The 21665-nt window shown below is 58.5% G+C and carries 25 protein-coding genes; 11 read left to right on the top strand and 14 right to left on the bottom strand.

Annotated features, from left to right (window positions below):
* Positions 1-57 precede the first annotated feature (57 nt).
* The gene (locus DWA01_RS22390) at positions 58-1371 is read right to left on the bottom strand and encodes a FliI/YscN family ATPase (protein ID WP_114288028.1); all 1314 of its coding nucleotides are present in this window, start codon (positions 1369-1371) and stop codon (positions 58-60) included.
* A gap of 82 nt (positions 1372-1453) precedes the next feature.
* Between DWA01_RS22390 and DWA01_RS22385 the strand changes: the two genes are divergently transcribed.
* The 9 genes from DWA01_RS22385 to DWA01_RS22345 are packed head-to-tail and all read left to right on the top strand — an operon-like array spanning position 1454 to position 6044.
* Positions 1454-1834 carry a FlgB family protein gene (locus DWA01_RS22385; protein ID WP_114288027.1) on the top strand — a complete coding sequence of 127 codons (381 nt, stop codon included), beginning with the start codon at positions 1454-1456 and terminating at the stop codon, positions 1832-1834.
* A 3-nt stretch (positions 1835-1837) separates the two neighbouring features.
* Positions 1838-2230, top strand: coding sequence for a flagellar basal body rod protein FlgC (gene flgC / locus DWA01_RS22380; protein WP_114288026.1), 393 nt, complete (start codon positions 1838-1840; stop codon positions 2228-2230).
* A gap of 11 nt (positions 2231-2241) precedes the next feature.
* A complete protein-coding gene (fliE, locus tag DWA01_RS22375; RefSeq protein WP_114288025.1) occupies positions 2242-2538 on the top strand; it encodes a flagellar hook-basal body complex protein FliE in 297 nt (98 codons plus the stop codon).
* Between the two features lie 3 nt (positions 2539-2541).
* A complete protein-coding gene (locus tag DWA01_RS22370; RefSeq protein WP_114288024.1) occupies positions 2542-2808 on the top strand; it encodes a flagellar biosynthetic protein FliQ in 267 nt (88 codons plus the stop codon).
* A gap of 3 nt (positions 2809-2811) precedes the next feature.
* Positions 2812-3528: a flagellar hook-basal body complex protein gene (locus tag DWA01_RS22365; protein ID WP_114288023.1), complete on the top strand. Its 717-nt coding sequence runs from the start codon at positions 2812-2814 to the stop codon at positions 3526-3528.
* A gap of 15 nt (positions 3529-3543) precedes the next feature.
* On the top strand, positions 3544-4329 hold the full coding sequence (gene flgG, locus DWA01_RS22360) for a flagellar basal-body rod protein FlgG (protein WP_114288022.1): 786 nt from the start codon (positions 3544-3546) through the stop codon (positions 4327-4329).
* Positions 4326-4778 carry a flagellar basal body P-ring formation chaperone FlgA gene (gene flgA, locus DWA01_RS22355; RefSeq protein ID WP_114288021.1) on the top strand — a complete coding sequence of 151 codons (453 nt, stop codon included), beginning with the start codon at positions 4326-4328 and terminating at the stop codon, positions 4776-4778. Before flgG ends, flgA begins: the two co-directional genes overlap by 4 nt.
* Before the next feature lie 9 nt (positions 4779-4787).
* Positions 4788-5516, top strand: a complete 729-nt coding sequence (flgH, locus tag DWA01_RS22350; protein WP_114288020.1) for a flagellar basal body L-ring protein FlgH — start codon at positions 4788-4790, stop codon at positions 5514-5516.
* Between the two features lie 12 nt (positions 5517-5528).
* On the top strand, positions 5529-6044 hold the full coding sequence (locus DWA01_RS22345) for a flagellar basal body-associated FliL family protein (protein WP_114288019.1): 516 nt from the start codon (positions 5529-5531) through the stop codon (positions 6042-6044).
* Positions 6045-6047: 3 nt separating this feature from the next.
* On the opposite strand, the gene maiA is transcribed toward DWA01_RS22345, so the two are convergent.
* From maiA to hmgA, 3 genes are read right to left on the bottom strand one after another with little or no spacing between them, the layout of a single operon-like run.
* Entirely contained in the window at positions 6048-6695 is a 648-nt protein-coding gene (gene maiA / locus DWA01_RS22340; protein ID WP_114288018.1) for a maleylacetoacetate isomerase, read from the bottom strand.
* A 20-nt stretch (positions 6696-6715) separates the two neighbouring features.
* Positions 6716-7972, bottom strand: coding sequence for a fumarylacetoacetase (fahA, locus tag DWA01_RS22335; RefSeq protein ID WP_114288017.1), 1257 nt, complete (start codon positions 7970-7972; stop codon positions 6716-6718).
* A gap of 40 nt (positions 7973-8012) precedes the next feature.
* Positions 8013-9374, bottom strand: coding sequence for a homogentisate 1,2-dioxygenase (hmgA, locus tag DWA01_RS22330; RefSeq protein ID WP_114288016.1), 1362 nt, complete (start codon positions 9372-9374; stop codon positions 8013-8015).
* 69 nt (positions 9375-9443) lie between these two features.
* Between hmgA and DWA01_RS22325 the strand changes: the two genes are divergently transcribed.
* Positions 9444-9878, top strand: a complete 435-nt coding sequence (locus DWA01_RS22325; RefSeq protein WP_114288015.1) for a MarR family winged helix-turn-helix transcriptional regulator — start codon at positions 9444-9446, stop codon at positions 9876-9878.
* Here the strand turns inward: DWA01_RS22325 and DWA01_RS22320 are convergent.
* From DWA01_RS22320 to DWA01_RS22275, 10 genes are all read right to left on the bottom strand, one after another.
* On the bottom strand, positions 9875-10219 hold the full coding sequence (locus DWA01_RS22320) for a hypothetical protein (protein ID WP_114288014.1): 345 nt from the start codon (positions 10217-10219) through the stop codon (positions 9875-9877). The genes DWA01_RS22325 and DWA01_RS22320 overlap by 4 nt on opposite strands.
* On the bottom strand, positions 10216-11307 hold the full coding sequence (locus DWA01_RS22315; RefSeq protein ID WP_114288013.1) for an EscU/YscU/HrcU family type III secretion system export apparatus switch protein: 1092 nt from the start codon (positions 11305-11307) through the stop codon (positions 10216-10218). The genes DWA01_RS22320 and DWA01_RS22315 overlap by 4 nt, the downstream gene beginning before the upstream one ends.
* Positions 11307-12083 (bottom strand): flagellar biosynthetic protein FliR, encoded by a 777-nt coding sequence (locus DWA01_RS22310; protein WP_114288012.1) that lies wholly within the window; start codon positions 12081-12083, stop codon positions 11307-11309. Before DWA01_RS22310 ends, DWA01_RS22315 begins: the two co-directional genes overlap by 1 nt.
* The gene (gene flhA, locus DWA01_RS22305; RefSeq protein ID WP_114288011.1) at positions 12080-14155 is read right to left on the bottom strand and encodes a flagellar biosynthesis protein FlhA; all 2076 of its coding nucleotides are present in this window, start codon (positions 14153-14155) and stop codon (positions 12080-12082) included. Before flhA ends, DWA01_RS22310 begins: the two co-directional genes overlap by 4 nt.
* 9 nt (positions 14156-14164) lie before the next feature.
* Positions 14165-14932, bottom strand: a complete 768-nt coding sequence (locus DWA01_RS22300; protein WP_114288010.1) for a transglycosylase SLT domain-containing protein — start codon at positions 14930-14932, stop codon at positions 14165-14167.
* An 86-nt stretch (positions 14933-15018) separates the two neighbouring features.
* The gene (locus tag DWA01_RS22295; RefSeq protein ID WP_114288009.1) at positions 15019-17718 is read right to left on the bottom strand and encodes a hypothetical protein; all 2700 of its coding nucleotides are present in this window, start codon (positions 17716-17718) and stop codon (positions 15019-15021) included.
* On the bottom strand, positions 17715-18584 hold the full coding sequence (gene motA, locus DWA01_RS22290) for a flagellar motor stator protein MotA (RefSeq protein ID WP_114288008.1): 870 nt from the start codon (positions 18582-18584) through the stop codon (positions 17715-17717). The genes DWA01_RS22295 and motA overlap by 4 nt, the downstream gene beginning before the upstream one ends.
* 72 nt (positions 18585-18656) lie before the next feature.
* Entirely contained in the window at positions 18657-19295 is a 639-nt protein-coding gene (locus DWA01_RS22285; protein WP_235008678.1) for a MotE family protein, read from the bottom strand.
* Positions 19295-19714: a hypothetical protein gene (locus tag DWA01_RS22280; RefSeq protein WP_114288007.1), complete on the bottom strand. Its 420-nt coding sequence runs from the start codon at positions 19712-19714 to the stop codon at positions 19295-19297. The genes DWA01_RS22285 and DWA01_RS22280 overlap by 1 nt, the downstream gene beginning before the upstream one ends.
* Positions 19715-19725: 11 nt before the next feature.
* Entirely contained in the window at positions 19726-20223 is a 498-nt protein-coding gene (locus DWA01_RS22275) for a flagellar basal body-associated FliL family protein (protein WP_114288006.1), read from the bottom strand.
* A 125-nt stretch (positions 20224-20348) separates the two neighbouring features.
* Here DWA01_RS22275 and fliF point away from each other — a divergent pair.
* A partial coding sequence (gene fliF, locus DWA01_RS22270; protein ID WP_114288005.1) for a flagellar basal-body MS-ring/collar protein FliF occupies positions 20349-21665 on the top strand: 1317 nt, incomplete at its 3' end.

Below are 21665 nucleotides of genomic sequence, written 5' to 3'. Positions count from 1 at the left end.
GATTAGCCACACATTCCGGCAGCGACTTTTTCAGATACTGATTGCCGCTGCGCCCGCTCAGCCAGCCGAGCCATCCAGGCAGGCTGCCAGCCGGCTAAAACTGGCGGCAGTGGAGTCAAACTCTGCTTCAGCCAGAAACGCATCGAGCCGCGGATAAGTTTCTATCGCGGTATCGATCGCGGCATCCGTGCCCCTGGTATAAAGCCCGGCCTGAATCATCATCTCTGACCTGTCATAAGTGCCCAGCCGCTGTCGTGCCGTTGAAATGATGGCATTCTCCTCAGCACTGGCGGCCTCCGGCAGCGCGCGCGACACCGACCGCAACAGGTCAATCGCCGGGAACCGTCCGCGTTCCGCAATCTGGCGGTCCAGCACCACATGCCCGTCCAGTACCCCGCGCAAAATGTCGGCGATCGGTTCCTCCATATCGGAACCAGCAACCAAAACACTGAACACGGCGGTGATATCGCCTGCGCTCCCCTTGCCCGGCCCGGCGCGTTCGCAAAGCGAGGTAATCATGTGTGAGGTTGAGGGCGGATAGCCGCGCAGGGAACTGCTTTCCCCCGCTGAAAGCGCCACTTCACGGTGCGCTTCGGCAAAACGCGTCACGGAATCTGCCATAAATAACACATGCTTACCCTGATCCCGAAAATGTTCCGCCACCGCCATTGCGGTCCAGGCACAGCGGCGGCGCACGAGCGGCGACTGATCAGAAGTCGCGGCCACGATAACCGAGCGCTTCATCCCCTCCGGCCCCAGCACCCGTTCAATAAACTCGCGCACTTCACGTCCGCGCTCGCCGACCATTGCGATGACAACGACGTCGGCCTGAAGTCCGATCGCCAGCTTTGCCAACAGGGTGGATTTGCCGACACCGGAACCAGAAAACAGACCAATACGTTGCCCGCGCACAATCGGCAGCAAAGTATTAAACACCGCCAGCCCGGTTTCAAGCCGCGCGCCAAGCGCCCGCCGCTCCGTCGGGTTGACCGGTACACCACGCAGTGGACGGGGCTCGGGCCCGCGCAGAATCGGCCCCTGGTCTATCGCCTGGCCAAAGGGATCTATCACCCGGCCGATCCAGCTGTCATGCGGCGCGATATCATTGCCGCCCTCGTGAACGACCGCATCGCCGATCTGCAGCCCCTCAGGCGCGCCATCCGGCAGCACCGTGATGGTCTCCCGCCCGAGCTGCAGCACCTCGCCCCGCCGCTCAGCTCCGACGCTGACCATGTCACCAAGCGCCGCCACACCGGACAGGCCGGACACCAACAGAGTGCCGCCGCCGATCTCGATTATACGGCCCACCGATTTGACGGCTTTCACCGCCGCCACTTCAGCCTGCAACACATCGAATCCTACAGTCGTCATTCTGACTCCTTTTCAGTCTTAAATCCTTTTTAACGGAATCAAGGTTAACTCTTAGTTGAAACCAGTCGAGGGAGAAGCCCCGATGTTCGATAAAATTGAATTGTTCCAGATGGCGCAGGGCATGTCTACGCAGGCCAACGCCCGTATGGCGGTAACTGCGCAAAACGTGGCCAATGCGGATACGCCTGGCTACCGGGCGCAGGATATCGCCTCTTTTGCGGAGACCTATGAGTCGCCGGCTGGAAACATGCGCTCTACCCGCGCCGGGCACAGCCTGGCCAGCGGCAGCCAGGCACCCATGGCCACCGTTGACGCCCCCGGGGCTTCGTCCCCCAACGGCAACACTGTCTCACTTGAAACCGAAATGATGCGATCAGTAGAGGTTCGCCAGCAGCAGGATCTCGCGCTGGCGGTCTACAAAAGTTCGCTGAATATTTTGCGCACTTCGCTCGGGAGGAAATAAATCATGAGTGACCTGATGAGTACTCTGGCGCTGTCCGCCAGCGGCATGAAGGCCCAGGCCGGGCGTTTGCGCCATGTTTCCGAAAATATCGCCAATTCGGATACCCCTGGCTACCGTCGGAAAACCGTCAATTTTCAATCCCTGGTCGATCAGAGCGGCGCCAATATCGGTGTCGAAATGGGTAAAGTTGCCCTGGACCAGGCGGAGCTGAAACAAGTCTATGATCCCGGCAATCCGCTGGCAGATGCCAATGGGTATTATGAGGGATCCAACGTAAACCTGATGGTTGAAATTGCTGACGCGCGCGAAGCGCAGCGCAGTTATGAGGCCAATCTTAAAATGTTTGATCAGGCGCGGCAAATGCAGTCGTCTCTGCTTGAACTCCTGCGCAGATAAGGAGATCCAGAATGGACATCCGTTCTTCAATGGCCGCTCAGGGCTACGCCGCCACCCGCCCGGCAACCCAGCCCAAAGCGGCCCTGGGCGGTCAGGGCGCCGGCGACGCTTTTGCCAAGGCCGCTGGCAGCTTCGCTCAGTCGCTGCAACAGACCGAGGACATCGCCAAGGCAACGATGGCCGGCGGCGCCGATCCAACGTCTCTTGTCCAGGCGCTGGCCCAGACCGAACTGGCGATTGAGACCGCAGTGACCGTGCGCGACAAGGTGGTTGAAGCCTACCAGGAAATCCTGCGGATGCCGGTGTAAGACATGGATGAATTCGTTTTTTACGATACGTTGCGCCAGGGACTTTGGATCGCGGTGATGATGTCGATGCCCATTCTGGCGGCGGCGCTGGTGGTCGGGCTGACCATCGGCCTGTTTCAGGCCCTCACTTCGATCCAGGAACAAACCCTGACTTTCGTGCCCAAACTTGCCAGCATCCTGTTGGTGTTCTGGGCCTCAATGGGGTTCATGACCGAAACGTTGGTGGCGTTTTTCGACAGCCGCATCATCCCACTGATAGCGGGGATGTAAGCCATGGAAACGCCAACCTATACTACGCTGAGCCGCCAGACCGGGCTGATGTCCGAAATGCAGGCGATCGCCAATAACATCGCCAATATTTCCACCGCCGGCTTCCGTAAGGAAGGTCTGATTTTTTCCGAGCAGGTCGCGGCACTCGAACCCGGGGAGCCTTCTCTGTCGATGGCAGTGGGGGACGTGCGGGTGACATCTTCGGCCCAGGGGCCGCTGTCCCAGACCGGCGGCACCTTTGACTTTGCCATCGAAGGGGACGGGTTTTTCATGCTTGAAACTCCGGATGGCGAGGCGCTGACCCGCGCCGGGGTGTTTACCCCCAATGAGGCCGGTGAACTGGTCAATATGGACGGCTTCCTGGTGCTGGACAGTGGTGGCGCGCCCATTTTCATCCCCTCGGATGCAAAATCCATCGCGCTTGCCAGCGACGGCACCCTTTCGGCCGACGGGCAGCCTCTTACGCAGCTGGGTGTGTTCATGCCCGAAGACCCCAACAGTCTCAACCGCCGTGACGGCGTCAGTTTCATCGCGGACGGCGCTACTTTTCCGGTCGAGGAACCCGTGGTTTTACAGGGGTTTGTTGAAGGATCCAACGTGAACGCGGTCAGCGAAGTCGCCCGCATGATTGAAGTGCAGCGTGCCTATGAAATGGGCGCCACTTTCCTTGAAAAAGAAGACGAACGCATCCGCGGCGTCCTCACCACACTTGGCCGATAAGAAGAGGAGCCTGATATGCGTGCCCTGCAAATCGCCGCAACCGGGATGGCAGCCCAGCAGACGCGGGTTGAAACCATCGCCAACAACCTCGCCAATACAAATACCACTGGCTATAATGCCCGACGCGCTGAATTTGCCGACCTGCTCTACCAGCAAATCTCCAGCCCGGGTACGGTGAACGCCTCTGACGGCACAGTTCTGCCCACCGGGGTCCAGCTTGGGCTCGGGGTGCGCACCACATCGGTGTCGATGCAGATTGCCCAGGGATCGCTGTCTCAGACCGGCGGTGATCTCGACGTCGCGATCGAAGGGGACGGTTATCTCGAAGTCACCCTGCCCAACGGCAATTCGGCCTATACCCGTGACGGCGGGCTGAATCGCTCGGCCGATGGTCAGATCGTCAATTCGGACGGGTTTGTGGTGGTACCGGATATCACCATTCCCGACGATGCCACCAATATATCCATCAGCCCGGATGGCGAAGTCTACGCCTATTTCAGCGACACGCCCGAACCGCAGTTGCTGGGGCAGTTCACACTGGCAGATTTCACCAACGCCAAGGGGCTTGAGGCCATCGGCGGCAACCTGTTTCTCGAAACCGTCGCGTCGGGTGCGCCGATCACCGGCACCCCGGGCGACGACAGCCTGGGTACTTTGCGCCAGTACTATCTGGAAGACAGTTCGGTGGATTCGGTGCGCGAAGTGACTGAGCTGATCGAAGCGCAGCGGGCCTATGAAATGAACGCCAAAGTGATGACCGCCGCCGACCAGATGATGTCCGCCACGAGCCAGATCCGATGATACGGCTGTTATTCCTTATTCTGCTGGCGCTGCCGCCCCTGCTTCTGCCACCCGGGGCTGAAGCAGAAATGGTGGCCACCAACCGCACAATCCGCCCCAAAACCATTCTCAACGCCGGGGACCTGGTGATGATCCCCGGTGAGGTGCCCGGCACGCTGATCGCATTTGATGAGGCCGTCGGGCTTGAAGCCCGCAAAGTGCTCTATGCCGGCCGGCCAATCCGGTTTGAAGATGTCGGCCCCGCCGCAATCATTGAGCGCAACCAGATTGTACGGCTTATTTTCCGCAAGGGCGGTCTGACCATCGCCGCCGAAGGCCGCTCTCTGGGCCGCGGTGGTATTGGCGACAGCCTGCGCATCATGAACCTTTCTTCACGCACGACTGTCAGCGGAATTGTCGCCCCCAATGGCGCCGTCTACGTCGGGTCAGCCCTGGCCGCATTCCAATAAGGAACCGAAATGAAACGTATTTTTCTCTTGCTGCTGCCGCTTTTTATCAGCGCCTGCACCAGCCTGGAAACAGTGGGCCGCGTGCCCGCATTTACCGCGGGAACCGAGACAGCGGAATATAACGCCATGGTGAACCCGGACCCGACGGAAACGGTGGAACGCCGTACACCGCTGGATGCCGCATCGCTCTGGACCCAGGGACGTGGCTCGCTTCTGGGCGACCGGCGCGCCGCCAAACCGGGGGACATCCTGACCGTCGTTATTGAAATCGACGAAGAAGCCGAGATTTCCAACGCCAGTGCACGCGGGCGCAGTGGCTCGGAATCGATGGGCATTTCTTCACTGCTTGGCTTGCCACAAAATTTCGACAACAACGTTCTGGCGGACGGGGCCACATTGGGCTCCGCAGTTTCCACCGATTCCACATCCACCTTCTCGGGCAACGGGTCCGTCAGCCGCAATGAGAAACTGATGCTGCGGATTGCGGCCACCATCGTGCGGGTGCTGCCCAACGGCGTGTTGCAGATTGATGGCAGCCAGGAGGTGCGGGTGAATTTTGAAGTTCGTGAACTGACCGTGGGCGGATTTGTGCGCCCGGCAGATATCTCGCGCAAAAACGAAATCACTTATGACAAAATTGCATCGGCCCGCATTTCTTATGGCGGCCGGGGTCAGATCAGCCAGGTTCAGCAGCCACGGTATGGCCAGCAGATCGCTGATATTATTCTGCCATTCTAAGGAGCTGGAACGATGGGAAAACTGATACCAATAATTCTGGCTGTCATCGGGCTTGGCGCCGGCATTGGCGGCGGCATCGCCTTGCGCCCTGCTCCGGTCGTGGCGGAACTGGTGGCCTGTGTCGCCGACGGGGCTATGGTCGCCAGCACCGTCGCACAGAAATCCGAAGCGCAACAGGAAGAGGAAAATGAAGCTAATTCGACCAATGAATATGTGAAACTGAACAATCAGTTCATCATCCCGGATCTGGAACAGGGCCGGGTCAGTTCGATGGTGGTTTTGTCTTTGAGCATCGAAACCAAATCCGGGGGGCGCGAGACGATATATCTGCGTGAGCCAAAACTACGCGATTCGTTCAACCAGGTGCTGTTTGACCATGCGAATACTGGTGGTTTCAAAGGCGAATTCACCGAATCTGCCAAAATGACCAGCCTGCGCAACGCGTTACGCGAAGCGGCGCAACGCGTTGTGGGCGATGTGGTTGTCGGCGTGCTGATCCAGGACATTGTGCGTCAGGATCTGTCCTGACGTTCACGGCGCTGGTTTCACCTGGTCGGGGTGCGCGCGGGCAAAAGCCGGGTGCGCCGCACAGGCGGCCTGAACCGCGGTAACCCGCGGCAGATGTGCGGTCGGTACGTTCCAGCGCTCCGCGTTATAGAGCTGCGGCATCAGACAGATATCGGCCAGACCGGGGCTGTCACCGGTGCAAAACTCCGTCGGGGAAAAACCGCTGAGCAGTGCTTCAAACGCTTCCAGCCCCGGGGCGATAAAATGGGCCATCCAATCTTCGCGCATGGTGTCGGAGGCGGCGTTTGCGGCCGCATAGGCGACCACACGCAGATTGCAGACCGGGTGCAGATCAACCGCAATCGAATGGGCCAGCGCCCTCGCCTGGCTGCGTAGCCCCGCGTCCTGCGGCAACAGGCGAAGGTCGCGGGTCTCGTTCAGATAGTCCAAAATCGCCAGCGACTGGATGAAACGCTGCCCGTCAATCTCCAGCACCGGCACCAGCCCCTGGGGATTGCGCTCCAGATGGGCCGGGCTGCGCTGCTCCCCCGCCACAAGGTCAACCGGCACCGTCTCATAGGCGATGCCGGCGAGGTTGAGCGCGATGCGCAGACGATAGCTGGCGGAACTGCGCCAGTAATCAAACAAACGAGTCTGGTGTTTCTGCGTCATCGCGTCACTCCTTACAGGGCTCAGTCCGGGAATTTGACCGAAGCCAGGATCGTGCCGGTGCAATCGCCAAAGCCGATCTGATAACCATCGCCCTTTGCCGCGCCGCGCAAGGTCAGCGTATCGCCATCCTCGATAAATCCGCGGCTTTCGCCGGTTTCCAGTGTGAACGGCTCCCGCCCGGCGTGGCTCAGCTCCATCAGCGAGCCATATTCCTCCCGCGAGGGGCCGGAAATCGTGCCGGAACCAAGCAGGTCACCGCTGCTCATTTCGCAACCGGAGCTGGCGTGATGGCACAGTTGTTGCGCCGCTGAATAATACATCCGGCTGTAATTGGTCCGCGAAATAACCGATGGTTCAGGCGCGCCTTCCGGCTGCACCAAAACCTCAAGCGAGATATCGTACAGGCCCGGTTTTTTCTCGGCCAGATAGGGCAGAAGTTCCTTTTCACGTGCCGGGGTGGCGGTGCGGAACGGCTCTAACGCGGCTGAAGTCACGATCCAGGGGCTGATAGACGTGCCAAAGGCTTTGCCCTGGAACGGACCGAGCGGTTGGTATTCCCAACCCTGAATGTCGCGCGCCGACCAGTCGTTCAGCAACACATAACCAAAGATCATCTCATCGGCTTCAGAGACAGTAACCGGCTGCCCCATCTCGGAGCCGGTGCCGACAATCGCGCCCATTTCCAGCTCGATATCCAGCCGCTTACAGGGGCCAAAAGAAGGCATATCCGCGTCCGGGGCTTTGGTCTGGCCCAACGGCCGGCGGATGTCGGTGCCGGAGACCACAACACTGGACGCACGGCCGTTATAACCGATCGGAATATGCAGCCAGTTGGCCGGAAGATCAGGCGAGCCACGCAAAATTTCGCCCATGTTTTTGGCGTGCTGCATGCCGGCGTAAAAATCGGTATATTCCGCGACCGCAAAGGGCATGTGCAGATCGGCGTCGTTCGCCGCCACCAGCAGGGGCTCAGCGCTGGCCTGATCGGCGGAGCCCTCTGCGAGGATTTCACCCAGACGGGCGCGCAGGCTGGCCCAGGTGTCGCGGCCCATTTCCATCACATCGTTCCAGTACGGTACGTCAAATACCGGCAGATCGGACAGGGCGATCAGACCGGCGTCTTCGGCCGCTTCCATGTCCAGAATCATATCGCCGATGGCCACACCACAGCGGGGGTAGTCGTCACCGACAGAAAACACCCCGTAGGGCAGGTTGTTCAGCGGGAAAGGTGTGTCGGCAGAGTTTGCCGAAGCCACCCAGGATTTCAGAAGTGTCATGCGTTTTCTCGTTTCTTTTTTGTATCTGGCAAGCGATGGGTCACTTTTTGCCCGGCGTCCCGTCGAATTTCTTTTCAATGTCGCTCCAGCAATCGATGTAATCGTCCTGCAATGGTGCTTCATTGGCGGCAAAGGCTGTCAGGTGTTGCGGGAAACGGGTTTCGAACATGAAAGACATGGTATTATCGAGTTTTTCCGGGCCCAGATCAGCGTTTGAGGCGCCTTCAAACGCGGTTTTGTCCGGCCCGTGCGGCAACATCATATTGTGCAGAGACATGCCGCCGGGAACAAAGCCCTTTGGCTTGGCGTCATACTTGCCGTAAATATTGCCGATTAATTCCGACATGATGTTTTTGTGATACCACGGCGGACGGAACGTGTCTTCTGCCACCATCCAGCGCTCCCGGAACAGTACAAAGTCGATATTGGCGGTGCCCTCAACGCCGCTGGCCGCAGTCAGCACCGTGAAAATCGACGGATCCGGATGGTCAAACAGGATCGAGCCGACCGGGCAATAGGTGCGCAGGTCATATTTCACCGGCGCGTAATTTCCGTGCCAGGCCACCACATCAAGCGGGCTTTGCCCGATATGGGTTTCATGGAACTGCCCACACCATTTGATCGTCACTCTTGAGGCCACTTCACGGTCCTCAAAGGCGGCAACAGGGGATTTGAAGTCGCGCCGGTTGGCCATACAGTTGGCGCCGATCGGCCCCCGCCCCGGCAGCTCAAATTTCTGGCCGTAGTTTTCGCAGACAAACCCGCGGCACGGCCCTTCGATCACCTCGGCGCGGAACAACAGCCCGCGCGGAATGATAGCGATTTCTTTGGGTTCGAGATCGATCACCCCCAGTTCAGTACAGAAGCGCAGGCGCCCTTCCTGGGGCACGATCAACAATTCAGAATCAGCGGAGAAAAAATAATCGTCCACCATCGATTCGGTGGCCAGGTAAATATGCGTCGCCATGCCCACCTGAGTATTTACGTCACCGGCAGTGGTCATGGTTCGCATGCCGGTGACAAAGGTCAGCGCCGCGTCAGAATGGGGCAGCGGGTCCCAGCGGTACTGGCCCAGCGACACCACATCCGGATCCGCATTGGGTGCGGATTTCCAGTAGGGCATATCGATTTTTTTGTAGCGGTGTGAATGTTTCACCGAAGGCCGGATCCGGTAACACCAGGTGCGTTCGTTCTGATGGCTCGGCGCCGTAAACGCGGTGCCGGTCAACTGTTCACCATAGAGCCCGTAATTACATTTTTGGGGCGAATTCATCCCCTGAGGCAGCGCGCCCGGCAGGGCTTCGGTTTCAAAATCATTGCCAAAACCCGGCATGTAACCTGGTTGGCTGTCCTTGCGGTCAATTGCCATGGAAAGGCCGGAAACTGTAGTTTGCTCTGTCATCACACTGATCTCCTGAATTGAAGACAGGATATTAGTTGTTTTTGTAACTAACAAGTCTATAAGAAGGCTATGACACAGAAGCACGATTTCGATTTACAGGACTTCCTGCCCTACCTGCTGAACCAGGCGGCAGAAGAATGCGGCCTGGAATTCCAGAAAGTATACAAACAACGCTATGGCATGCTGCGCACCGAGTGGCGGGTATTGTTTCACCTGGGGCGCTATGGCGACATGACTGCCAAGGACATTTGCGACCGTGCCCGGGTGCATAAAACCAAAGTAAGCCGGGCAGTTAGTGCGCTGCAAAGCCGTGGTTTTCTGAAACGGGTTCAACTGGAACAAGATCGTCGCCACGAACGCCTGTCTCTGACTCCGGCCGGGGTCAGCGCCTATAGCGACCTGCAGGCTGTTGCCGCCGACTATGATACAAGGTTAACGGCGAATTTCAGCGCCGAAGAGCAGCGAAACCTGCGCGACGCCCTGCGACTCCTGGCACGACTTTAGTCTTTGGACAATTTTCCCAGTACGTCACGGCGGCCAAAAGCGCGGCGGGTTTTCACCAGCTGTGATTCGCGCTGCGCCATGATCCGGGCCTGAGCGGCCAAAATGTCACGCTGCTGTTGCTGTTGCCAGATCTTCCAGGACTTGTCCGCCCCCGCCATCAGCGCTGCGTCCGGTGCGTCAGCGCCGGCAATCTGATCATCGCGCGCCCGGGCAGCGTCGGTCAGGGCCTGTTTTCTGGCCTCCTGTTCCTCCTGCAACGCATTGATACGCGACAGCGCCGCCATTTCGGCGTCAAACACCATCTGGCTGATCCGGGCCATTTCTTTCATTTGATTTTTCATTTCAGCGACCTGTTCATGCGCACGTGTTTGCGCATTTTCTCAGCAAAACGGATCGCAGCCGCCACGGCCTGATAATGCTCCGGCCAGATTTCCTGGTCCACTTCCACCACCGCATACAGGGCGCGGGCGGTCGGCGGATCCCGATGGATCGCGATGCCATTTTCGCTCGCCACTTCGCGAATTTTGGCCGCAATTTCATCCACACCTTTGGCAACACAAACCGGCGCAGCGCCAGAACCGCGGTCCCATTTCAGCGCCACAGCGTAATGTGTCGGGTTGACGATAATCACATCGGCCTCAGGCACCGCCGCAATCATCTGATTCATCGCAATTTCGTACCCTTTCTGGCGCCGCTTTTGCTTCATATGCGGGTCGCCCTCGGATTGTTTGGCTTCGTCTTTCATTTCCTGGTGAGACATGCGGTTTTTGCGGGCATGTTCCTGTTGCTGGAACAGATAGTCCACCGCACCGATGGCCAGCGAAATCATCAAAACGATCGACAGAAATGAAAAACACAGTTTGAGCAGAACCACCGTCACCATGCCCGGGCTCAGCGACATGGTGGCGAGAATTTCCGGCATCCTGTTCATCAGAAATATCCAGAGAACCGTGCCGTAGATCAGAAGTTTCACAAAGCTTTTGCCAAACTCAAACAACCCGGAACGGCCAAATTTATTCTTGGCATTGGACAATACGGAAATTCGGCTCAGCTTGGGGATCAGTTTATCCGGCGCGACCACAAATGATTTTTGAGCGATAATTGCCAGTATCACCGCCAGACCCGGGACCAGGAACCAGGGCGCCAGGGCCTGCAATACCGACATGATCATGCCGCCGCTTATGGCCTGCCCGCTGCCGGAGAACATCAGTGCGGACAATCTGTCAGAATTGCCCAGAAACACTGACATCGTGGTCGCCAGTGTCGTCAGGCTGGCAGCGCCAAAACTGACCGCGATCAGCAGAAAGCCACCGTAAGAGGCGGAGGTCATCAGATCGGTGGATTTCGGGACTTCCCCTTTTTTGCGGGCGTCATCCAGTTTCTTCTGCGAGGCTTCAAATTGCTTATCGTCATCATCTTCATCAGACATCAGCGCACCGAAAACGGATCAGCGAGGAATGAATTCAGACCATCGACCCAGATCGACAACAGGATTGGCAGCGACAAGAACAACAACAGAAGGCCGCCAGCGGTGATCGCGGGAGCACCAATGAAGGAGACCATCAGTTGTGGCATCGCGCGGTTAATCACACCCAGCGCCGTGTTATACACCAGCGACGCGATAACAAACGGTGCGGCGAGCGAAAAGGCAAGGCTGAACGCATTGGCAATCTGGGCAACGCCCCAGTCTGCCATATCACCGGTGCCGGGGAACTGCCCGGCAGGCAATACCTCGTAAGACAGGATCAGGTATTCGACCACCCGCACATGAAATCCCATCATCACCGCCAGCGCCAGGCCGGACACCAGCATAATATGGCCAATGGCAGGGGCCGGATCCGCGCCGGCGCCGCCAAATAATTGCGACAGAGAAGTAGACTGGGCTGCCATCGCGCCTGCGGTCTGCAACGCCAGTACAAAAAGGCGCAGGGATATGCCGATCGCCAGGCCGGCGATCACTTCGGTGATCAGGAACACACCCAGTACGGTTTCCTGTGCCGCAATGGCGCTGACTTTATCGGTCACGGCGGGTGCTACAATAAGGGTAAATGCCAGCCCGAGAACAAGCCGGATGCGCTGAGGCACCGAACGTTCACCAAAAGCCGGCAGCAAAGCCATCGCCGCACCCACCCGCAGGAACACCACAAATCCGGTGAACAGCGCCTGGCGGCTGTAATCAGAAGCGAGGGCCAGGAGTTCATTCATGCCGGCACCAGCCCGACCATTGAGGGCCGTGCATCGGTGCCAATTTCCTCAAACGAAAGCACCGGATTCTGAATGCCCTTGGCGGACAGAACTGTGCGCAGGAAACGGCGGCGGCGCGTCGAAGTCACGATCGCCGGGTAAATTCCGGTTTCACCCGCACGCGACACCCGGTCTGCAACATTATTGGCCAGTTTGTTAAACTCCTCCGGTGGCAGCGCCACATCACCGCGATCGCCTTCAATCTGATACTGCACAAAACGGGCTTCCCAGTCCGGCGACAATTGCACCAGCGGCAACGTACCATCAGGGCGGCGCAGCTCCGCAATCAGCTGGAAGCCGAGCCGTTGCCGCACGTGTTCACAGATGCCTTCGGGATTGTTGTGTGAATTGCGCCCCTCAGCTATCGCTTCCAGGATCAGCGGCAGGTTGCGCACCGACACCCGTTCATCCAGCAACATACGCAGGATTGTCAGCAGCAGATCCGCCGGCACCTTGTCCGGCATCAGCTCCTCCAGCAGGCGACGGTTGCCCTCACTGCGGGTCTCATCGGACAGATTGGTCAGCTCATCCAGCATCCGGCGCATGGTTTTCAGCGTCAGCAGCCGGCTGAAGTTTTTCTTGATCACTTCAAGTAAATGCGTTGCCAGCACTTCGGTCGGAGTGACAACGGTAATACCGGACAGAGACATGTCTTCTTTTTTATGGGCCTCAACCCAGCGCGCCGGGGCACCGTAAACCGGTTCTTTGACCTCTTCTCCCGGTGGCATAAGCAGGTCGTTCCCGCCCGCAAGCGCCAGCACCTGATCCGGCCGCAGGGTGTCGCGAGCCTGTTCCACGCCCTGAATCTTCACCAGATAACTGCCGATCGGCAAAGCGGCATCATCCGTCAGACGTATTTCCGGCAGGATCAGACCATAGACCGTGGCGACATGGTTGCGCATATTGGCGATACGCGCGTCCAGACCGGTGTCCGGATCCAACACCATGGTCACCAGGTCCGGCGCAAATTCGAGATGAATATCATCCAGATCAAGCACATCCCCCATAGTTTCCGGCTTAACAGCTTCTTTCGCCTCTTCTGGGTCTTTTGGTTTTTCCAGCGCGTCGCGCAGGGATTTCTGATAGCCAACCCAGGCCGCGGCCCCGAGACCTGTAGCACCGAAGATAAACGGCAGAAACGGCAAGCCAGGCACGAGGGCAAACATCGCCATCAGCGCCGCAACCGTTCCAAGCGCCGCCGGGTAGCGGGCGAACTGCCCAAACAGAGCCAGATCGGCGGAACCGGTGGTGCCGCCCCGCGCCAGAAGCAGCGCAGAGGCGATCGAAATAATCACCGAGGGGATCTGCGACACCAGCCCATCGCCAACAGTCAGGATCGCATAGGTTTCAAACGCCTGTCCGATCGGCATGCCATGCACGACCACGCCCACCAGCAGCCCGACCACAATGTTCATCAGGGTGATCAGCAGGCCGGCAACCGCATCGCCTTTTACAAATTTTGACGCCCCGTCGAGTGAGCCAAAAAACGTGGTCTCTGCAAGTTCGGTTTCACGGCGGCGTTTGGCTTCGTTGTGGTCAATCGCCCCGGCGGACATGTCGCTGTCGATCGCCAGTTGTTTGCCAGGCATGCCGTCCAGCGCAAACCGGGCGCCGACTTCGGCCATCCGCCCCGCGCCTTTGGTAATCACCACAAAATTCACGATCAGAAGCACGAGGAATATCACCACCCCGAGAAAAACATCGCCGCCCATCACAAAGTTAGCGAATCCTTCGATCACTTTGCCCGCCGCACCGGTGCCGGTATGCCCCTCGCCAATGATCAGCTTGGTCGACGATACGTTCAACGACAGACGCAGCATGAGTGACGCCAGTAACACGGTCGGAAACGCCGAGAAATCCAGAGGGCGTTCGATAAACAGAGTCACAGTGAACATCAGAATCGCCAGCGCAAAAGAAGCTGCCAAACCGATATCCAGAACCCAGGATGGCACCGGCAGGATCATCATTACAATAACCGCCATCAGCGCGATCGAAAGCAGGACGGTCGGATTAAATAGGATCTTGCTGCTCATAGCGGCCCTTTAATCTATCGCGATCAGGCGACGTGCGCCCGATCCGAACATTGGCACCAGCGACCCCATCGCACCACCGGGCTGCCCCGCCAATAACAATGGAAAACTGTTCAGGCGGGGGGCGGCAGGCGCGGCGGCAGGGGCAAGGCTGGCAATGGCTTTGGGCACTTCCCGCGCGGGCTGGCTGGCAAGCGCGAGGCGCACTGGTTTGCCGTCCTCTTCTGCAAACCGGGCCCGGAAAGTTTCGAACCGGGCTGTGTATTTTTCTGCCTTATCCGGCGTGCGGGAATGATAGGCACCGGCGGCTTCGCTCCAATTGCCTTTTTCCGCGTAAAGCTCTTTCAGGAACCTGGCGGCGTAACGTGCATTTGCCATCGGATCGAACATCTCTTCGATCGATGAAAACGCCTGTCCGTGCCATTTGTAATTGATCTGAAAACAACCAATGTCAAAGCTGCGCGCGCCGCGGTCAAATTCCCGCTCCGCATAAGCAAGCGCTTCGGCTTTGCTGTCAAACCAGACACCTTTGCCCTCCATATTTACGGTCCAGGGCCAGGGGCGCATCACACCGCCACTATTACGTCCGGTCTCGTTCAGGGAGATCGCTTTAAGCACTGATACCGGCACGCCGCTTTCGCGCGCCACAATCTGCGCCGCATCTTCACAGAATCCCGGCTGCGCCAGAGCCGGCGCAGAAAAGCCAATTCCCGCCAACAGGCCAACAAGGGCTGATAACCAGACTCCGCCAAGGCGCAGTTGTGTTGAATTCTTCGACATATAAGCTGCATTCTTGCTGCTGTGTGATCCCTCAACACTTACGCAATTATGGTTGATAAAGTGTAACCAAGCGGAGGGTTTATCGGCTACTGACCCACTGGCATGTCCTGAAGCAACTGTTTCAGGACCTCGCGGGTCTGGCCAGCGGACTGCAACAATTCCCGGTTGGTTTCCACCGTATCGGGCCGCGGCGCCAGCGCCAGGTCCGCGGCGGCCTTACGACTGTCATCGCCAAGTTCGGACACCGTAGACCAATCGCCACTGCGCCAGGCTTCGCGGGCCTGATCCTCCGCCTGGTTCAACCGGGCATAAATCGCAGCTGCGCGTTCGAAATCCTGTGCCCCGGCGTAAATTTCAGCCCGCAGCGCTTCGATTTCGTCCCCCTCGAGCCCAGCAAGATATCCCAGTGCAACCTGAGGTTTGCCCTCCAGCCTGGCGACTTCGGAAAACAGCAGTCGCTCTTCCCGGTCGGGATTGTCAGAGGCGCCGGTCAGGAAGGGGCGGGCTTCGGTCGGAAAGCCAAGATCAATCAGCCGGCGGGCCACAACGCGCCGCGACGTGGTGCTTTCGATCTGAAACGCAATTTTGTTCAGATCTGGCAGGATGCGGCGCAGAAACTCAACGTCATCGCCATTCCTCGCCAGATTGTCATAAACTTCCGAGCGCAGTTCCCGCACCCGCGCCGGATTGATCAGACTGTCTGATTCGACTTGCACCAGAAGATCAAGCGCCTTGCTGTATTGATTGGTGTAAATAAGCCCCCGCGCCGTGACCCGGCGCAGCTCACCACCCAGCGGCCCGTCGCGATGTTCAAAAGCCAGCGCCTCGGCTGAACGCACCGTGTCGCGGGACATCGGCAACCCGGCATCCACCTGGGTATCAATCAGCCGGATCAAAGCTTCTGGTGCCAGGGTGCCATTTTCACTGACAATGGCATCGAGTCGTGCCGCGGCATCCGCGTCCTCACCATTGCTCAGATCCAGTTGTGCCTCGAGGTAATCCAGGCCGCTGCCACTGTCCCCCGGCGCCCGCAGAATCGCGTTGCGCAGGTAGGTTGCGGTTTTCACATCGCCCACCGAGATAAATTTTTCAGACAGCTGCGGTCCCAAATGGCGTCGCAGATGGACAGGCAGGGCTGAAAACTCGCGCAGAACCTCAGTTTTGTTCACCACATCGCCTTTGTTCAGCTCCGGCATCGCCAGAACGGACCACATGGCCACGGGCCCCTCACAGCTGGTCTGACCCGCGAGACGACCGGGAGTTTGCGCCTGGCCATCATCCATAATATCCGCCATCGCATACAGAAGGTCGCCGTCTTCGATATAGGTCGCGAACTGTTTCAACGTGGCTTTGGCTTCGGCGCCAAATGTCAGATAAACATAGTATTTGGCGAGTTTTTCAACGCCTGCTGGCAGCGGAGTATCAAATTCACCTACCACATTGTTGCGATATCCCGCCATGCCTGCACCCTGGGTCAGAGGCCGGCCCCAGTTCTCGATATCGAACAGGCGACCCGGCAGGCAGGTGATCCCATCCCCGGTCAGATCGTCCAGCCAACGCTGCGATCGGTTGCCACGCTCAAATGCAGTTTCAACCCGCACATGGGGCAGAGTTTCTTCCACGGTCTCCGGCAGTTGCGGTTCAACAGGCGCCTCTTCATCGGGTTTACTCAGCGCGTCAACCTGTTGCAGAATTTGCTCACTGCTCGGCAGATCTGCATTTATCAACCCCTGGGAGGCCGCCCGGCTCAGCGCCGACAGCAAAGATGATTCCGCTTCAATCACCCGTTGCGAACGCGCGGCAGGCAGCAGTGGAACCACCGACGTCCGTGGCGGAGGTGCCGGCATCCGCGCCGGCCCGGGCTCTGAGAACCGCGGATCAGTGCCGGTGACTTCTGCAACCGCATTATTGGTTGTGATCTGGCTTTGGCGCGCCTCAGCCACAGGCATCGCCTCAGCGACACCTGCAGGCAGCATCTGCTCCATGCCACTTTCTTGTGACGCAGCGAACGACTCACCGGCTGTGCCCGGCGGCGGCGCAAGATCAGCCGGGCCGGAAGCCGCCGCCGGAAGCTCAGAGGAACCTGCGGGCCCGCTTGCGACCACTTCGGGTTCCACAGCAGGCTCCGGCTCAATTTTGGCAGGTGTCACCACCGGTCTTACGCTGGTTTTAGGTACCAATGGTGTCGGCCGCGCCAATTCCGTACCCATGCGTTCAAACGCGGCGATTTCGCGTTGTCCGCTGCGAAACACCGTTGGCAGGATAGGTTCGGCACCTGGCATATTGGGCACGGGTGCAGCTCTTGCAGCGGGCCGGGCGGGTTCAGGGACGGGTTCAACCGCAACTGCGTCAGCCAATACTGGTGCTGGCGTCGCCACAGCGATTTCCACCGGGGCCGCGAGTGCTGATTCAAATTCTGCGCTCGCGGGCGCTGCGCCGGTTTTAATGTCAATCACCAGCCGCCCGGCGCGGATTTCAAAGGCATCCGCATAAACGTCTTTCGCCACTTTGATCAGCAAACGACCCGGCCCGGGGCTGGAAAGCGCAGTGATCCGGCTGCGTGGAATGCGTTGAAACGCGCCCGCAAAATCGAAATCGTCATCCAGGCCCGGCACGCGCAACTCATAGGCCAGCCCGTCCCGGCCCAATGCCCAGTCGGTCGCCTCGTCAAATTGCATCACCAACCGGGAAAACCCCTCGTGCTCACCGGAATTCACCACAACGGTTTCGGCCCGGACGATGCCCGGGCCTGTCATCAGCAGGAATGCAATTATTCGTAAAATCATGCCGCCGCCTGTTTGACCTCTTTCAGTGCATCCTCAAGTTCTGCAAAACTTGGCCGCACATGGGAAGGCGTATTCTGACGCCCCACCTCAATACAGATATTTGTCGCGTGATTGTGAAGGTTAGCCACCAGCACCTCACGGATAAGTTGATAAAAATGACCGTCGTCTTCGGTCACGGTTTTTATCTTGGCCGCGAAGGGGCCGACAAGCCCATAGGCCAGAAAAACCCCGAGAAATGTGCCGACCAGCGCGCCACCGATCATCTTGCCCAAAATTTCAGGCGGCTGATCGATCGAAGCCATCGTCTTCACAATGCCCAGAACCGCGGCAACAATGCCCAGCGCTGGCAGACCGTCGGCCAGGCCCTGAAGCGCGTGGCTGGAATGCATCGCATGGTGCAGATTGGCCTCGATGCGTTTTTCCAGCACTTCTTCGACCTGATGCGGGTCATCATAGTTCATCGACGCGGAGCGCAGCGTGTCACAAATCAGGTTAATACCTTCTTTGTCGCTCAGAATTTTGGGATACTTGGAGAAGATCGGCGATTTTTCCGGGTCTTCGATATGTTCTTCCAGCCCGACCGGATTCTGGCGCGCCAGGCGAATCAGCTCAAACAGCAGGCACAGCAGGTCGCGAAAATCTTCGGGTTTCCACTTGGGGCCCTTGAACACTTTGCCAAGATCCTTGAGCGCATGTTTAATCGCCGGCATATCGTTGGCAATCGCAAAAGTCCCGACCGCAGCACCACCGATAATCATGAACTCAAATGGCAGTGATTTAAGGATAATCCCCATTTTGCCGCCAGCGGCCAGATAGCCGCCAAACACCATAACAAAGATAAAGATGATACCACCGATGGCGATCATTTATTTCCACTCCCCACAGGATAAATCAGTATTCCGATACTGGCAGATCAAGGTTAACAAAATCTGCGATTCTCAGTTTTCCGTCGGCACAGACGCGTTGCGACCGGCCAGAATTACCGAGATTGAATAGGCGGTTGTCGGCTGCAACCCGGCAAGAACAGAGGCGGCGGCGTCCGGGCGCATCCGGGCCAGGAAACCGGCGGCAAAATTTGGTGCCATTTCCTCAAACAGGGCAGCGGCGTCTTTGGCTTTCATATTTTCATACATCGCTGTCAGCCGCTCCAGGTCGCTTTCCGCCGCCGTATTGGCCACCGAAAGCGTGCTTTTTAACTTAGCCGCGGCAGCGGCAAGCGCGATAAGATTGTCCTCAATCTGCGTGCGCGCCAGCGCCAGCGCCTGGCGTTGGTCATTCAGAATCGCTTCCTGTTCTTTCAGCCGGGCCTCGCGCCCCTGAAGCGCGGCCAAAACGGTGGCGAGGTCTTCTGATGTCTCACAGATAAGTGGCTCGGCCGGCAAACCGTCGTCGCCGGCGCCAAGCTGTGCCATTTCACGCGCGATCGCGGCGCCGGTCTCCCCGGACAGGCGCACCACAGCGGAGCCGATCAGCAACGCCGCAATCACCCAAAGCGCGCCGCGCCCCGATTTCCAGCTTTTGCGCGGCATCTTCCTGGGTTTATCCGCCCTGGCGGCTTTCGTTTTTTTACCAAACATTATTTTGCCCCCATGCGGTTACGGTGACTCAGAAACAGGGCTTCTTCCGCGAATTCCTCGGGCGCGGACCGCTCTGCAGTAACGGACCGCTCAGCAGTAAAAGGCTGCGGCGCAGGTGCGCGCGCGGGCTCCGGTTCCGGCAGGTCATGCATGGACGCAATCAGCAACTCCATCCGCTTTGCGACACTTTCAGCCCGGGCCGTCAGTTCGGTCAGCTCCACGGCCGAACCGGCGGCGGTGTGCTGCGCCCGTGTCAGCGTTTTGGTCATGTCATCCACCTGAGCCGACAGCACGGCGATCGCGCCACCCACGCCTTTTTCAAGATCGGTAAACCGATTCAGCCTGCGTGCGAGAATGATGCAGTAAAACCCGGCCCCCAGGGCACCTGCCACCAGCAGAATATCTGCAATTAAGTCCATCTGCCCTGCTCCTAGCTCAGTACGAATTCCATAATCAGAAGGTCGCGCACGCGGCCCTCTCCGGCCACGACCTGTACGCGGCGTAACATCTGGGCCCGTAAGCGAATCAACGCCGCCGGATCTTCCAGTTCGGTCATATCCACTGCGCGCAGATAGCCGTTCAGCACATCCACGATGCGCGGCATCACTGCGACCACATCAGATTCGGCCTTCGGGTTGACTTCCAGCTGAGACTTGAAGCGCAAAAAGCTGCTCTGCCCGTTGCGCGACATATTGATAATCAGCGGGTCAACTTCGACAAAAGCCACCTCCGGCAGTGGCTCAAACGCCTCTTCGGGCCCTGTAGCCTCTTCTGCCAGATGTCCTGAATCAGGGGTGAGAATCGCCCCGGAATAGACCGCAAAAAATCCGCCGCCGCCAAGCAGCAGCGCCAGCACGATCCCAATCATCATTGGTTTCTTGGACCCTTTTTTACGGGCCTTTCCGTCTTCGAGTTCTTCGTCGGCCATGGTTCCATCCGAAAATGTGAATGAAACCTGTATAACCCAAACTTAGCTAACCGATTGTTAAGGCTGTTGCGTCAAAGATGATTCATCGACGGGGGCAGAAGCCCGCTCAACAAAGGAGTCACGTCTTGCAACAAGTCTTTTCGGTGTGGTCTGCGCTGGACAATAAACGCCGTATTACAGTGGTTCTGGCCACCGTCGCCATGTTCGCCGCCATACTGGGTCTGACCCGTGTGGCCTCAAAACCTTCGATGGCTCTGCTCTATGCGGGGCTCGAATCAAGCGTCGCCGGGGATGTGGTCACCGCGATCGAAGCGCGTGGCGTTCTCTATGAAATCCGCGGCGCTTCGATTTTTGTCGACTCCAGCGAACGCGACACACTGCGCATGATGCTGGCCAGCGATGGGCTGCCGTCCAATTCGACCCAGGGCTATGAACTTCTGGACAGCCTGTCAGGCTTTGGCACCACCAGCCAGATGTTTGACGCTGCTTACTGGCGCGCAAAAGAAGGGGAACTGGCCCGCACCATCAGCGCCAACCCGCTGGTGCGTTCCGCCCGTGTACACCTGGCCAACCCGTCGTCACAGCCCTTTCAGCGCCAGGCGCGCGCCACCGCTTCTGTCACCGTGAATACCAGTCAGGGCACACTGAGCGGCGCCCAGGCCCAGGGTATTAAATTCCTGGTGGCCTCAGCTGTTGCAGGGCTGAACCCGGAAGATGTGTCCGTGATAGACGGCCGTGGTAATCTGGTGGACGCAGCTGACAGCGGAGCAGAAACCACTGGCGACAACAGCCGGGCCACCGAATTGCGCCGCAATGTTGAACGGATGATCGAAGCCCGTGTCGGCAAGGGCGCCGCTGTGGTCGAAGTCGCTATGGACGTCGTGACCGAGCGCGAATCCTTCACCGAGCGGAAATTTGACCCCGAAAGCCGGGTGGCGATCAGCACAGACACCGAAGAGCGCACCACCAGTTCCAGCAACCAGAACAACCCCTCAGTAACCGTCGCGTCCAACCTGCCCGCAAATGGCTCAGACGGCGGTGGCAGCAATTCAAATAACAGCGAGACGCGCGAACGCATTAATTATGAAGTGTCGGAAATTACCCGCGAAGTAACCCGTGCGCCCGGTGCCATCAAGCGGCTGTCGGTGGCAGTGCTGATTGACGGCATTCGCTCGCAGGATCCGACTACCGGTGAAACCATCTGGGCCCCCCGCAGCGAAGAAGAGCTGTTGGCGCTGCGCGAACTTGTCAGCGCGGCCGTCGGGCTGAACCCGGACCGCGGCGACACTTTGACCTTAAAAACGATGGAATTTGAACCGGTTGTGGTCGAGGGCACCGTGGTCGAAGCCTCTATCATTTCTGGTTTGCAAATTGACCTGATGACCATCATCCAACTGGCCGTATTGTCCGTTGTTGCCCTGGTGCTGGGCATGTTGGTGATC

This window comes from Candidatus Halocynthiibacter alkanivorans, from assembly GCF_003333265.1.
GTDB classification, from domain to species: Bacteria; Pseudomonadota; Alphaproteobacteria; order Rhodobacterales; family Rhodobacteraceae; genus Halocyntiibacter_A; species Halocyntiibacter_A alkanivorans.
This window is presented reverse-complemented; position numbering and strand designations above follow the sequence as displayed.